Raw genomic sequence first — 12,656 nt, 5'->3', positions numbered from 1 at the left:
CGCTGTGCCGCAGCAGCTCCAGGGCGTGGGAGGGGGAGTCGACGGGGACGGTGGACAGGGAACGGGTGGTCGCCATGAGTCGTCAGCTCTTTCGCGCGAGAGGTTCGTCGGGAGGGGCGACGGGCGCGAGTTCGTGGTCGGGCGCGTCGCGGGGACGTACGTCGTGCGCACCGGCCGAAGGCCTGGGGTGTACGGCTGTCTAGCGGGCCGGCGCGGTCGTCGCGCGGCAACACACCCGGTCGAAGTCGTCGTGCTGACGGGAAGGCCAGAACGGCTCGAGGTCATGGCGACCCGTCGCTGCGTACTTCCGGAAACTGGCCATGGGCCCATTGAAGCAGACGTCGGCTGAAGACAGGAGACTCCTCTCACTGCGTGGACGCCGGCTGGCTCGAATCATGGGGTGGGGACCGGCCACGGCGGCAGCGCGAAGGGGCGTCCACCGCGACGGTGGACGCCCCTCGGGAGCGGTGGGACAGGGGTTGGACCTGGCCGGCCTTCTCCAGGATCGGTCAGACCTGGTCGGCCTTCTCCAGGGCCGTGCAGCAGGTGTCGACGAGGAGGCGGGTCACGACGTAGGGGTCGACGTTCGCGTTGGGGCGGCGGTCCTCGAGGTAGCCCCTGCCGTCCTTCTCGACCTGCCACGGGATGCGCACCGAGGCGCCGCGGTCGGAGACGCCGTAGGAGTACTCGTTCCACGGGGCGGTCTCGTGCAGGCCGGTGAGGCGGTCGTCGATGCCGGCGCCGTAGTTCTTGACGTGGTCGAGCGGCTTGGAACCCTCACCGAGCGACTCGGCGGCGGTGATGATCGCCTCGTAGCCCTCGCGCATGGCCTTCGTGGAAAAGTTGGTGTGCGCGCCCGCGCCGTTCCAGTCGCCCTTGACCGGCTTGGGGTCGAGGGTGGCCGAGACGCCGAAGTCCTCGGCGGTGCGGTAGAGCAGCCAGCGGGCGATCCACAGCTGGTCGGAGACCTCCAGCGGCGCGAGCGGGCCGACCTGGAACTCCCACTGGCCGGGCATGACCTCGGCGTTGATGCCGGAGATGCCGAGCCCGGCCTGCAGGCAGTTCTCCAGGTGCGCCTCGACGACGTCGCGGCCGAAGATCTCGTCCGAGCCGACACCGCAGTAGTAGCCGCCCTGCGCGGCCGGGAAGCCGCCCTCGGGGAAGCCGAGCGGGCGGGCGCCCTTGAAGAAGGTGTACTCCTGCTCGATGCCGAAGACCGGCTCCTGCGCGGCGAACCGCTCGGCCACCTCGGCCAGCGCGGCGCGGGTGTTGCTGGGGTGCGGCGTCAGGTCCGTGTCCAGGACCTCGCACAGCACCAGCACGTCGTCGCCGCCGCGGATCGGGTCGGGGCAGGAGAAGACCGGCTTGAGTACGCAGTCCGAGGAACTGCCCTCGGCCTGGTTGGTGGAGGAGCCGTCGAAGCCCCAGACCGGCAGGGCGTCGAGACCGGCGGGGGCACCCGTGATGATCTTGGTCTTGGAACGGAGCTTGGCCGTCGGCTCGGTGCCGTCGATCCAGATGTACTCGGCCTTGAAAGTCACGGGGGCCACATCCTTCGGGTGGGTCCGGGCGCACGGAGGGACGCCGCGTCTACTGCCGTGCAGCGTGTCAACGGGCGATTTCCCGACCGTTGCCCGAGTGTGAACCCCGTGTTACCCGGGGTGGATGTGGCCCCTCTCACGATGGGTCCGGGTGACTGAGCCTCACCCGACCTTCTCGATCAGCGCCCTGCGGATCAGGAACCTGCCCTCCTCACGGACCTCTTCGAACGCCGAGTCGTTCAGCAGCACGCAGCTGCCCGACACCGAGTTCACCTGCACCGTCGTGGACTTGTCGTTGTCCAGGTTGGTCACCTTGAGCGTGGTGCCCACCGGGAACCGGTTGCTGGAGGCGGCGGGTGCGCCGCCCTCGCCGGAGAGGGTGACGGTGGAGCCGTTGCACACCTGCTCACCGGTCTGTACGGCGCCTCCCGCCCCGCCGCTTCCTGCCTCGCCGGCGCCCGCCCGGCCGTCTCCCGCCTCGCCGCTTCCTGCCTGGCCGTTCCCTGCCTGGTCTCCGGTCTGGTCCCCGGCCTGGTCGCCTCCGGGCCGGGAGCCCTGGGCCGACTCCCCGACCGTGCACCCGGAGGCCTCCTGCTTGCGCTCGATCTCCGCGACGACCGCCTCGCGGTTGGCGATCCGCGCCTGCGACTGCGCGTCCGGACTGGCCCGCTGGTCGTCGATGAACCGCAGGTTGTTGCCGAGCGCGGTGGCCAGCCCCTGGCAGACGGCCGAGTCCTGCGCGGCCCGGGTCTGCGCGTCCTGGCCGGCCTGCGAGGCGTTCGAGACGTTCGCCGTCACGAAGGCCCCGCCGCCGGCCACCGCCGCGGCCGAGGCCAGCAGGGCGATCTTCTTCTTCGTGCCGAGAGTTCTCCTGCGCGACATGCGTGCCTCCTGTTGAGGTAGGGGCTGCGTACGCCGCTATGTACGGGATGCCGAACGAAGTTACTCACGAGACAGGGCGTCTCGTACCGCTTCCTCGGTGCGGCCGACGACGGCCGTGCCGTCGTCCGCGGTGATGATCGGGCGCTGGATCAGCCCCGGGTGCTCGGCGAGTGCCGTGACCCAGCGCTCGCGCGCGGCCGCGTCGCGCGGCCAGTCCTTCAGGCCGAGTTCCTTGGCGTCGGCTTCCTGGGTGCGGGTGATGTCCCACGGTTCGAGGCCGAGCCGGGCGAGGACCCCGCGGATCTCGTCCGCGCTCGGCACGTCCTCCAGGTAACGGCGGACGGTGTACTCGGCGCCCTCGGCGTCGAGCAGACCGAGCGCGCTGCGGCACTTCGAACAGGCCGGATTGATCCAGATCTCCATGCCGCACACGGTAGCGGGAGGCGTGCGGAAACTCGTTCGCCACGTCCGTCACAGCGACCCCGAAAGCCCTTGTGGCCAGGGGCTTTTGTCAGTGGGGGGCAGTAAAATAGAAGCAGTGTTCGAGGGTGTCGCCGGGGATTCCGGACGGCACCGCGACCGCGTCAGGAGGATGCCCGTGCCCGCTGCCGCACTGAAGCCGAAGCCGCTGCCCACCCAGTCCACCGCCAAGCGGCCCGTCCTGCTCGACCTGCCGTACGAACCCGTGGTGAAGCGTCCGCTGCCGGCGGGCCGCCCCCGCGAGTGGTACATCACGCACAACCGCCGGCTCAAGGCGATGCGTCTGGCCATCGCCCTGCTCGACTCCGGCGTCCACCTGCCGGGCCAGGCGCGCAACGAGAGGATCCGGAGCACCGCGCTGCAGATCGGCGTTCACCCGCCGTCCGACACCACGTGCCACATGGTGCGGGCGCTGATGCGGTACTCGCGGTGAGCGCACGCCGGGCGCCGTAGCCCGCCTGCGGCGCCCGGCGTCGCCCGGCGTCGTCACCCGCCCGGCGTCGACGGGCGTCACAGCCCGGGCGCGCCCCAGAGCGGGAACCAGCGGCCCAGGTCGTCCTCCACCGGCAGCTCGTCCGCGAGTGCCGCCCGTATCCGCAGCTCCAGCGCGTTGTCCCGCTGCTGCCGGCCGCCGGGGAGCGGAGCGAAGGGGTAGAAGGTGCCGCGCTTGTAGAGGTAGACCAGTGCGAGGCGGCGCCCGTCGGTGTCCGTGAAACCGGCCAGGGAGCAGAGCAGCCGCGGGCCGAAGCCGCCCGCCTCCAGGGTGCTGTTCACCGCGTGCAGGTCGTTGACCAGGACCGGCAGCTCGCCGGGGGAGCGGTGGGAGACCAGCCAGGAGTAGCCGTACGCGTCGCGGCTCAGCTCCACCGGACTCCGGCCCGCGTCCGCGTCGAGCAGGGCGTGGATCTCGCGGTGCGTCCGTTCAAAGGCGGCGCCCTCGACCGTGGCGAAGCACACCGCGCCCTGCCCGGTCGGTGTGAAGGAGGCGGCGGCCTCCAGGCTCACCGCGGCCGAGGGGAGCGCGAAGAGCCGGTCGAGGTCGGGTGCCACCGGCCTCGACCGGCCGAGCAGGATGTCCAGCAGCCCCATGTCCCTGCCCTCCCGGCCCTCAGGCCCCGCCGGACGTGCCGGGTGCCGCCGCCTCGCCCAGCTCCGCGGAGATCCGGCCCAGCTGGTCGAGCCGCTGCTCCAGGCTGGGGTGGGTGGCGAAGAACCGGCTGATGCCGGGCTCGCTGCCGAAGGCGGGGGTGAAGTAGAACGCGTTGAAGGCCTGGGCCGTGCGCAGGTCCTTGGTCGGGATGCGGGCGATGTCGCCGGTGACCTTGGTGAGGGCGGCCGCCAGGGCCGAGGGGCGCCCGGTGAGCAGCGCCGCGGCCCGGTCGGCCGCCAGCTCCCGGTACCGGGACAGGGCCCGGATGAGCAGGAAACTGAGCGCGTAGACGGCCGCCGAGACACCCATCACGACCGCGAGGACGGCCACGGTGTTCTGGTCCCGCCGGCCGCCGAAGAGCTGGGAGTAGAAGGCGAAGCGCACGATCAGCCCGGCGAGCACGCCCAGGAAGGACGCCACCGTGATCACCGCCACGTCCTTGTGCGCCACGTGTGACATCTCGTGGGCGAGCACGCCCTCCAGCTCGGCGGGCTCCAGCCGCCGCAGCAGCCCGGTCGTCACGCAGACCACTGCGTGGTCGGGATTGCGGCCGGTCGCGAAGGCGTTCGGCATCTCCATCTCCGACACCGCGACCACCGGCTTCGGCATGTCGGCCATCGCCGCCAGCCGGTCCACCACGCCGTGCAGCTCCGGATACTCGTCCCGCTCCACGACCCGGCCGCGCATCGCGAACAGCGCGATCCGGTCGGAGAACCAGTACTGCGCCCCGAGCACCGCCGCCACGATCACCACGACCAGCACCCAGGACTTCAGCACCGCGATCAGCGCGGCCACGAAGCCGACGTACAGCAGGCCGAGCAGGAACATCGTGATCCCCATGCGCACGGTCAGCCGCCGGTCGCTGCGGAAGCGGCTCTGCATCTGCATCACCTCACAGTCGAGCACTCGTCCCGCTGTCCAGTGTGCACCCGCGGGCCGTGGCACCCCCGGGCCCGAGCCGTGAGGAAAGTCCCCGTCGAGCCCGCGCGCCCCCCCGCTGCGGTTCCCCCGGCTTCCCCGGCTTCCCGGCCGTTACTCCGCGCCGCTCGACGACAGCCGGCGCGTGATCCGGTCGAACAGCTCCGTCAGCGGCTCGCCGACGTCCCGGCCGAAGCCGGTCAGCCCGTAGGTCACCCGGGGCGGCGTCGCCGGCTCGACCTCCCGCCACACCAGGCCGTCCTCCACCAGGGCGCGCAGGGTCTGGGCGAGCATCTTCTCGCTGATGCCCTGGATGCTCTCGCGCAGCTCGTAGAACCGGAGGTCGTGGCGCCGCAGCGAGATCAGCACCCAGATGCCCCACCTGCTGGTCACGTGGTCGACCACGTCGCGCGCGACGCAGTCGGTGTGAAACACGTCATACCGCTCGCCCGGCTCGACCCGTCCGTGCTGGAGACCTTCCGTCATGGCATGAGCTTACCTTCAGGTATGCCCTTACCAGAAGTTAGCCCGGTCTCCTAGCGTGCGGACGTCGGAAGGCGTCGGACAGCCGTCCGACCCGTACGAACCTCGCGGGACCTCCCGCGAGGCCACTGACAAGGAGCTGTTCATGATCGTGGTGACCGGGGCGACCGGAAACATCGGCCGGCCGTTGACGCAGGCGCTGGCCGAGGCGGGCGAGCAGGTGACGGCGGTGTCGCGGCACCCGGCGGCGGTGCCGGACGGCGTCCGCCACAGGGTGGCCGACCTGGCCGAACCCGCCGGGCTCCGGCCCGCGCTGGACGGCGCGAAGTCGCTGTTCCTGCTGCTCTCCGGCGATCTGCACGCCACCGGGGCCAACCCCGCCGACATCATCGGCGAAGCCGTGGAACACGGGGTGCGCCGCATCGTCCTGCTCTCCACGCTCGGCGTGGTCACCAGGCCCTTCGGGACCACGCGGGTCGCGATGCGCGCGCTGGAGGACACCGTGCGGGAGTCCGGCGCGGAGTGGGCCGTGCTGCGGCCGGGCGGCTTCGCCTCCAACGCCCTGTGGTGGGCCGAGTCCGTCCGCAGCAGGGGAGTCGTCGCCGCCCCCTTCGGTGACGTGGGGGTCCCGGTCGTGGACCCGGCGGACATCGCCGCGGTGGCGGCGGCCTGCCTGCTGGAGGACCGGTTCACCGGCGGGGCGTACGAGCTGACCGGGCCGGAGGTGATCAGTCCGCGCGGGCAGACGGAGGCCCTCGCGGCCGCGCTCGGCTCACCCGTGCGCTTTCACGAGCTGACCCGCGAGGAGGCCAAGGAGGGCATGGTCCAGAGCATGCCGGCCGAGCTCGCCGACGACACGCTGGACATCATCGGCGCCCCGAGCCCGGCCGAGCTGCGGGTCAGCCCGGACGTCGAGCGGGTCCTCGGCCGCGCCCCGCGCACCTTCGCGGACTGGGCCGCCCGCCACGTCGCCGCGTTCCGCTGAGGGAACGCACGCTGTCGTGTTCCGCTGCGGGCCCGTCCGGTGTCAGTAGGGCGCCCGGAAGTTGAGCCAGCCCAGCAGCACGATCACCGCGGCCACACAGCCGAGCACCACCGCGGTGGACACCCACGACGACCGGCGCCCGGAGCCCACGTGGTCGGGGTCGCCGCGGAAGGGGACCGGTCCGGGAGGGTTCTCCTTCCAGCGCGCGGCCAGCATCCGGGCGCGCGCGGAGGGCTCCTTGTGCTCCGCGCCGTCCGCCCACCTGAGGTCGAACTCGCGCTCCTCGTCGTTCCGCTCGGGCATCTCCGGCACTCTCCCCGTCCCCCTGACTCGAACAACCGTGTCAGTCTTCAATGATCCTGGCCCAGGACCGTGCTGGGAAGTGTTTTGAGCCACACACGAACGGCGCCCCCGCCCCCTGAGGGAGGGGACGGGGGCGCCGGACGGCCTCGGACGGCGGGCACCCGCCGGGAGCGGCGGTCACCCGTCCCGAGCGGTCGACCGCACGCGGCCGGTCACCCGCGGTCGATCACACGTCGAAGTACAGCTCGAACTCGTGCGGGTGCGGGCGCAGCTGCAGCGGGGCGATCTCGTTGGTGCGCTTGTAGTCGATCCACGTCTCGATCAGGTCCGGCGTGAAGACGTCGCCCTGGAGCAGGAACTCGTGGTCGGCCTCCAGGCGGTCGAGTACCGCGCCGAGGGAGGTCGGGACCTGGGCCACGCCCGCGTGCTCCTCGGGCGCCAGCTCGTAGAGGTCCTTGTCGATCGGCTCGGCCGGCTCGATCTTGTTCTTGATGCCGTCCAGGCCCGCGAGGAGCAGGGCCGAGAAGGCCAGGTACGGGTTGCCGGAGGAGTCCGGGGCGCGGAACTCGACGCGCTTGGCCTTCGGGTTCGAGCCGGTGATCGGGATGCGCATCGCGGCGGAGCGGTTGCGCTGCGAGTACACCAGGTTGATCGGCGCCTCGAAGCCCGGGACCAGGCGGTGGTAGGAGTTCACCGTCGGGTTGGTGAAGGCCAGCAGCGAGGGCGCGTGGCGCAGGATGCCGCCGATGTAGTAGCGGGCGGTGTCCGAGAGGCCGGCGTAGCCCTGCTCGTCGTAGAAGAGCGGCTCGCCGCCCGACCACAGCGACTGGTGCACGTGCATGCCCGAGCCGTTGTCGCCGAAGATCGGCTTCGGCATGAAGGTCGCCGTCTTGCCGTTCTTCCAGGCCACGTTCTTCACGATGTACTTGAAGAGCTGGAGGTCGTCGGCGGCGGCGAGCAGCGTGTTGAACTTGTAGTTGATCTCCGCCTGGCCGGCGGTGCCCACCTCGTGGTGCTGGCGCTCGACCTTCAGACCGGCCCGGTCCAGCTCCAGGGAGATCTCGGCGCGCAGGTCGGCGAAGTGGTCGACCGGCGGGACCGGGAAGTAACCGCCCTTGTAGCGGACCTTGTAGCCGCGGTTGTCCTCGACGGCGCCGGTGTTCCAGGCGCCGGCCTCGGAGTCGATGTGGTAGAAGGACTCGTTCTCGGCGGTCTTGAAGCGCACGCTGTCGAAAACGTAGAACTCGGCCTCCGGGCCGAAGAACGCCGTGTCGGCGATGCCGGTGGAGGCCAGGTAGGCCTCGGCCTTCTTCGCCACGTTCCGCGGGTCGCGGGAGTACTGCTCGCCCGTGATCGGGTCGTGGATGAAGAAGTTGATGTTGAGGGTCTTGTCCCGGCGGAACGGGTCGACGCGCGCGGTGGACAGGTCGGGGCGCAGGGACATGTCCGACTCGTGGATGGCCTGGAAGCCGCGGATCGAGGATCCGTCGAAGGCCTGCTCGTCGTCGGGGTCGAACGCCTCGGCGGGCAACGTGAAGTGCTGCATGACGCCCGGCAGGTCGCAGAAGCGGACGTCGACGAACTTGACGTCCTCGTCCGCGATGAACTTCTTGGCGTCGTCGGCGTTCTGGAACATCCAGCTCCTCCTACTCCCGACCGTCCTGCCGGGGTGGTAGATCGTTCGTGCGGCCAGTGCGGGTGGCACACGTTTCCTCGACCCTAGGGACGGGTGATTTCTCTGGCGTGACCCGTTTGTTTCGCAGAAGTTAACCGGCTCGGGCCCCAGCCTAGGCCGGATCGGGGACCGTCACACCCCGCCGTTCCTGGGACGTATACGGGCGCAGTACCGTGGTCGGGTGGACAACAGGCAAGCAATCGGATCGTGGCTCTCCGGGCCGCGCGCGGCCATCGAGGAGTCCGGTGGCGACCTCGGACACCGCGGGGAGCAGCTCGGTCTGCCGGAGGACGGGCCGGGCTCGATCGCCCGTCCGGGCAGGCGCATCGGCGCCCTGGCCGTGGACTGGGCGCTGTGCCTCCTGATCGCATACGGCCTGATCACGGACGGCTACGGCCAGGCGACCGGCAACTGGGCGCTGCTGATCTTCTTCGCGCTCAGCGTGCTGACCGTCGGCACGGTCGGCTCCACCCCGGGCAAGCGCCTCCTCGGCCTGCGGGTGGTCGACCTGGCGACCGGCCGTCCCAGCCCGCTGCGCGCCCTGCTGCGCTCTGTCCTGCTCTGCCTCGCCCTCCCGGCCCTGATCTGGGACCGCGACGGCCGCGGACTGCACGACCGGCTGGCGCGCACGGTGGAGGTGCGGGCCTGACGCCGCCCGCGGGTCCGCGTGGGTTCCGCGGGTCCGCGTGGGTCCATGTGGGGCCATGGGGTGACGGCAGTGCACGCGCGACGCCGTACCCGTGGAGGCCTGTGCGTACGAGGACCCCGTGCATACGAGGACGGGGCGTCACACACGAGGGCGGGGGCGTCCGGAACCGTGGTTCCGGACGCCCCCGCCGCCGTACGGCTGCCGGCGTTCGCAGCGCCGTGCGCTCAGCGCTGCCTGGGGTTGCCGCCCCGGGGCATGCGCATGCCCTTCGGCATCGGGCCCTTGGGTACCGGCATGTTGCTCATCAGGTCGCCGAGGGCGCGCAGCCGGTCGTTGGTCACGGTGACCTGCGGGCCCGACAGGACGCGGGGGAGCTTGAGCATGGTCGTGCGCAGCTTCTTCAGCTCGACCTGGCCCTCGCCGGTGCCCACCACCAGGTCGTGCACGGGCACGTCGGCGACGATGCGGTTCATCTTCTTCTTCTCGGCCGCGAGCAGGGACTTCACCCGGTTCGGGTTGCCCTCCGCGACGAGCACGATGCCGGCCTTGCCGACCGCGCGGTGCACCACGTCCTGGTTGCGGTTCATCGCCACCGCGGGGGTCGTCGTCCAGCCCCGGCCGACGTTGTCCAGCACGGCCGCCGCGGCGCCCGGCTGTCCCTCCATCTGGCCGAAGGCCGCCCGCTCGGCCCGGCGTCCGAAGACGATCGCCGATGCGAGGAAGGCGAGCAGCACGCCCAGGATGCCGAGATAGATGGGGTGACCGATCAGAAAACCGATCGCGAGGAGGACACCGAAGACGACGATGCCGACACCCGCGAGCACAAGACCGATCTTCTTGTCGGCCTTGCGGGTCATCTTGTAGGTCAGAGCGATCTGCTTCAGTCGCCCGGGATTCGCAGCGTCCGCTGCAGGTTCCTTCCTCGCCATGGCACGCAGTCTACGTGCCCCCGAAAGCGCCGACGACGGCAGTGTCCGGCGCGGGGAGGGCGGGAGCGGGTCAGGGGCGGCCGGCCGCGGACTGGCCCAGGACGCGCTCCGTCTCGATCCGGTCCTTGGCACGGCGGCGGTCCTCCAGGACCGACGTCCAGGCGTTGCGCCGTGCGGTGCGCTGGCCGCCGCTCATCAGCAGCGACTCGACGGCCCGCAGGGCGGTCGTGAAGGACGGGATGGCGGTGGCGCGGACGGCGGCGGGTCGGACGGGCGCGGCCTGCATCGTGGAGGTCCCCCCTCGGTACGGCTCCGGGTACGGAGACGGGTGTACGCGGTGGTGTACGTGCTGTCATTCCAGGGTCACTGATTGGTGTTACCAGGGCGTGACCCGCCGGTCAAACGGACATGAAGCCCTGATGCGGGGCCCCGGAACGGCCCCGCGGCCCCGACCGGTGCCCTCAGCTGCGAGGACGGTCGGGGCCGCGGGATCTCGGCCACTACTGGCCGGTAGCGTCTTGTGCGTGAATTCACACGGTGGGCGAAGCGGCCGGTGCCGGGGCGCGGCGCTGGTCCATCGCCATCCCGTAGAGCCGGCCGGCCCGGTACGAGGAGCGCACCAGCGGACCGGACATCACGCCGGAGAAGCCGATCTGCTCGGCCTCCTCCTTCAGCTCCACGAACTCCTGGGGCTTGACCCAGCGCTCCACCGGGTGGTGGCGCACGGACGGGCGCAGGTACTGCGTGATGGTGATCAGCTCGCAGCCGGCTCCGTGCAGCTGCCGCAGCGCCTCGCTGATCTCCTCGCGGGTCTCGCCCATGCCCAGGATCAGGTTGGACTTGGTGACCAGACCGTAGTCGCGGGCGTCGGTGATGACCTTCAGCGAGCGGTCGTAGCGGAAGCCGGGGCGGATGCGCTTGAAGATCCGCGGGACCGTCTCGACGTTGTGCGCGAAGACCTCGGGACGGGAGTCGAAGACCTCCCGCAGCAGCTCCGGCACCGCGTTGAAGTCGGGGGCCAGCAGCTCGACCTTGGTGCGGCCGGCCTCGCGGTCCGCGGTCTGCTGGTGGATCTGGCGCACCGTCTCGGCGTACAGCCACGCGCCGCCGTCGGGGAGGTCGTCGCGGGCGACGCCGGTGATGGTGGCGTAGTTCAGGTCCATCGTGACCACGGACTCGCCGACGCGGCGAGGCTCGTCCCGGTCGAGGGCCTCGGGCTTTCCCGTGTCGATCTGGCAGAAGTCGCAGCGCCGGGTGCACTGGTCGCCGCCGATGAGGAAGGTCGCCTCGCGGTCCTCCCAGCACTCGTAGATGTTGGGGCAGCCGGCTTCCTGGCAGACCGTGTGCAGGCCCTCGCTCTTCACGAGGTTCTGCATCTTGGTGTATTCGGGGCCCATTTTCGCCCGGGTCTTGATCCACTCGGGCTTGCGCTCGATGGGGGTCTGGCTGTTGCGGACCTCCAGGCGCAGCATCTTGCGTCCGTCGGGTGCGACTGCGGACACGACCGGCTCCCTAGCGTTTGATTCTTCGGCGCCTTCCAGCGTACGCCCGTTGTTTTGAATGCTCGGCGAGGGTGCTGGCCTCACTGGGAGCTGCCGCCCCCCAGGCCCCCGCTCCGGCCTGAACAGCCTTGCCGTGCAACGCCGGACGGGGTGGGTTTGTGCCCTCCGCCGGAAGCACCCGCCGGGAAGGGCCTGCCGGGAAGCACCCGCCGGGAAGCACCCGCCGGGAAGCACCCGCCGGGAAGCACCCGCCGGGATCGGCCCGCGGCGACGGGCCCGCCGGGAGGGACCGGACGGGGCGGGACCCCTCGGGAAGGACCGGACGGCTCGGTTTCGGGCCGCCGGTTCAGGCCGCCGGTGTCTTCTCGATCACCCTCGGCCTCGGCTCCGCGTTCTCCAGGACGTCGCGGAGGTGGCGTTCGGCGACCGGGAGGACCTCCTCGAGGGTCACGTCGCGGCCGAGCTCGTTCGCCAGGGAAGCGACGCCCGCGTCGCGGATGCCGCACGGGATGATCCGGTCGAACCACTTGTTGTCGGGGTTCACGTTCAGGGCGAAGCCGTGCATCGTGACGCCCTTGGCGACCCGGATGCCGATCGCGGCGATCTTGCGGTCCTCGCGGCGCTGGCCCGCGTTGGACGGGGCGTACTCCGGGCCGTTGAGCCGCGGGTCGAACTCCTCGTCGGCCAGGCGGGGGTCGAGGTCCAGCGAGAGCCCGCCCAGGGCCGGGCGCCGCTCCACCGGGTCGCCGAGGACCCAGACACCGCTGCGGCCCTCGACCCGGGTGGTCTCCAGGCCGAACTCCGCACAGGTGCGGATCAGGGCCTCCTCCAGCCGCCGCACGTGCGCCACCACGTCCACCGGGCGCGGGAGCTTCTGGATCGGGTACCCGACCAGCTGGCCCGGCCCGTGCCAGGTGATCTTGCCGCCGCGGTCCACGTCGACGACCGGGGTGCCGTCCAGCGGGCGTTCGCTGTCGGCGGTGCGCCGGCCGGCGGTGTAGACCGGCGGGTGTTCGACGAGCAGCACGGTGTCCGGGACCTCGTCGGCGAACCGCGCGGCGTGCACCCGGCGCTGTTCGTCCCACGCCTCCTGGTACTCGACGCGTTCGGCACCGAACCCCATCCGGACGAAACGCAGCTCACTCACGTCGCGTGCCTC

15 protein-coding genes are annotated in these 12,656 nt (G+C 71.2%); 3 read left to right on the top strand and 12 right to left on the bottom strand.

The genetic code is table 11. The features are described 5' to 3' along the window. Positions 1 to 509 precede the first annotated feature (509 nt). From glnII to HZS56_RS25925, 3 genes are all read right to left on the bottom strand, one after another. Entirely contained in the window at positions 510 to 1,541 is a 1,032-nt protein-coding gene (gene glnII / locus HZS56_RS25935) for a glutamine synthetase (RefSeq protein WP_216723184.1), read from the bottom strand. Between the two features lie 162 nt (positions 1,542 to 1,703). Further along, positions 1,704 to 2,423, bottom strand: a complete 720-nt coding sequence (locus tag HZS56_RS25930; RefSeq protein WP_216723183.1) for an SCO2207 family protein — start codon at positions 2,421 to 2,423, stop codon at positions 1,704 to 1,706. Between the two features lie 60 nt (positions 2,424 to 2,483). Further along, on the bottom strand, positions 2,484 to 2,846 hold the full coding sequence (locus HZS56_RS25925; RefSeq protein WP_216723182.1) for an arsenate reductase family protein: 363 nt from the start codon (positions 2,844 to 2,846) through the stop codon (positions 2,484 to 2,486). Positions 2,847 to 3,021: 175 nt separating this feature from the next. On the opposite strand from HZS56_RS25925, the gene HZS56_RS25920 reads away from it, so the two are divergent. Next, positions 3,022 to 3,336, top strand: a complete 315-nt coding sequence (locus HZS56_RS25920) for a hypothetical protein (RefSeq protein ID WP_216723181.1) — start codon at positions 3,022 to 3,024, stop codon at positions 3,334 to 3,336. A gap of 77 nt (positions 3,337 to 3,413) precedes the next feature. Here the strand turns inward: HZS56_RS25920 and pspAB are convergent, their stop codons facing one another. From pspAB to HZS56_RS25905, 3 genes are all read right to left on the bottom strand, one after another. Continuing rightward, positions 3,414 to 3,992, bottom strand: a complete 579-nt coding sequence (pspAB, locus tag HZS56_RS25915) for a PspA-associated protein PspAB (protein ID WP_216723180.1) — start codon at positions 3,990 to 3,992, stop codon at positions 3,414 to 3,416. Between the two features lie 19 nt (positions 3,993 to 4,011). After that, on the bottom strand, positions 4,012 to 4,935 hold the full coding sequence (htpX, locus tag HZS56_RS25910; protein WP_216723188.1) for a zinc metalloprotease HtpX: 924 nt from the start codon (positions 4,933 to 4,935) through the stop codon (positions 4,012 to 4,014). A gap of 150 nt (positions 4,936 to 5,085) precedes the next feature. After that, positions 5,086 to 5,457, bottom strand: coding sequence for a winged helix-turn-helix transcriptional regulator (locus HZS56_RS25905; RefSeq protein ID WP_216723179.1), 372 nt, complete (start codon positions 5,455 to 5,457; stop codon positions 5,086 to 5,088). A gap of 142 nt (positions 5,458 to 5,599) precedes the next feature. Between HZS56_RS25905 and HZS56_RS25900 the strand changes: the two genes are divergently transcribed. Further along, a complete protein-coding gene (locus tag HZS56_RS25900; protein WP_216723178.1) occupies positions 5,600 to 6,439 on the top strand; it encodes an SDR family oxidoreductase in 840 nt (279 codons plus the stop codon). Positions 6,440 to 6,481: 42 nt separating this feature from the next. On the opposite strand, the gene HZS56_RS25895 is transcribed toward HZS56_RS25900, so the two are convergent. Both HZS56_RS25895 and glnA read right to left on the bottom strand, forming a co-directional pair. Continuing rightward, complete coding sequence (locus HZS56_RS25895) at positions 6,482 to 6,742, bottom strand: SCO2583/SCO2584 N-terminal domain-containing protein (RefSeq protein ID WP_216723177.1); 261 nt, start codon at positions 6,740 to 6,742, stop codon at positions 6,482 to 6,484. A gap of 226 nt (positions 6,743 to 6,968) precedes the next feature. Then, on the bottom strand, positions 6,969 to 8,378 hold the full coding sequence (gene glnA / locus HZS56_RS25890; RefSeq protein ID WP_216723176.1) for a type I glutamate--ammonia ligase: 1,410 nt from the start codon (positions 8,376 to 8,378) through the stop codon (positions 6,969 to 6,971). A gap of 220 nt (positions 8,379 to 8,598) precedes the next feature. On the opposite strand from glnA, the gene HZS56_RS25885 reads away from it, so the two are divergent. Next, the gene (locus HZS56_RS25885; RefSeq protein WP_216723175.1) at positions 8,599 to 9,066 is read left to right on the top strand and encodes an RDD family protein; all 468 of its coding nucleotides are present in this window, start codon (positions 8,599 to 8,601) and stop codon (positions 9,064 to 9,066) included. 224 nt (positions 9,067 to 9,290) lie between these two features. On the opposite strand, the gene HZS56_RS25880 is transcribed toward HZS56_RS25885, so the two are convergent. From HZS56_RS25880 to lipB, 4 genes are all read right to left on the bottom strand, one after another. Next, a complete protein-coding gene (locus HZS56_RS25880) occupies positions 9,291 to 9,995 on the bottom strand; it encodes a DUF4191 domain-containing protein (RefSeq protein ID WP_216723174.1) in 705 nt (234 codons plus the stop codon). A gap of 70 nt (positions 9,996 to 10,065) precedes the next feature. Then, on the bottom strand, positions 10,066 to 10,281 hold the full coding sequence (locus HZS56_RS25875; protein WP_216723173.1) for an SCO2195 family GlnR-regulated protein: 216 nt from the start codon (positions 10,279 to 10,281) through the stop codon (positions 10,066 to 10,068). A 244-nt stretch (positions 10,282 to 10,525) separates the two neighbouring features. Beyond that, a complete protein-coding gene (gene lipA, locus HZS56_RS25870) occupies positions 10,526 to 11,497 on the bottom strand; it encodes a lipoyl synthase (protein WP_216723172.1) in 972 nt (323 codons plus the stop codon). A 346-nt stretch (positions 11,498 to 11,843) separates the two neighbouring features. Further along, positions 11,844 to 12,644, bottom strand: coding sequence for a lipoyl(octanoyl) transferase LipB (lipB, locus tag HZS56_RS25865; RefSeq protein ID WP_216723171.1), 801 nt, complete (start codon positions 12,642 to 12,644; stop codon positions 11,844 to 11,846). Positions 12,645 to 12,656: the final 12 nt, after the last annotated feature.

The sequence above is a fragment of the Streptomyces mayonensis genome, assembly GCF_018982965.1.
Classification (GTDB): domain Bacteria; phylum Actinomycetota; class Actinomycetes; order Streptomycetales; family Streptomycetaceae; genus Streptomyces; species Streptomyces mayonensis.
The sequence above is the reverse complement of the archived record's forward strand: the minus strand, read 5'-3'. Positions and strand labels throughout refer to the sequence as shown.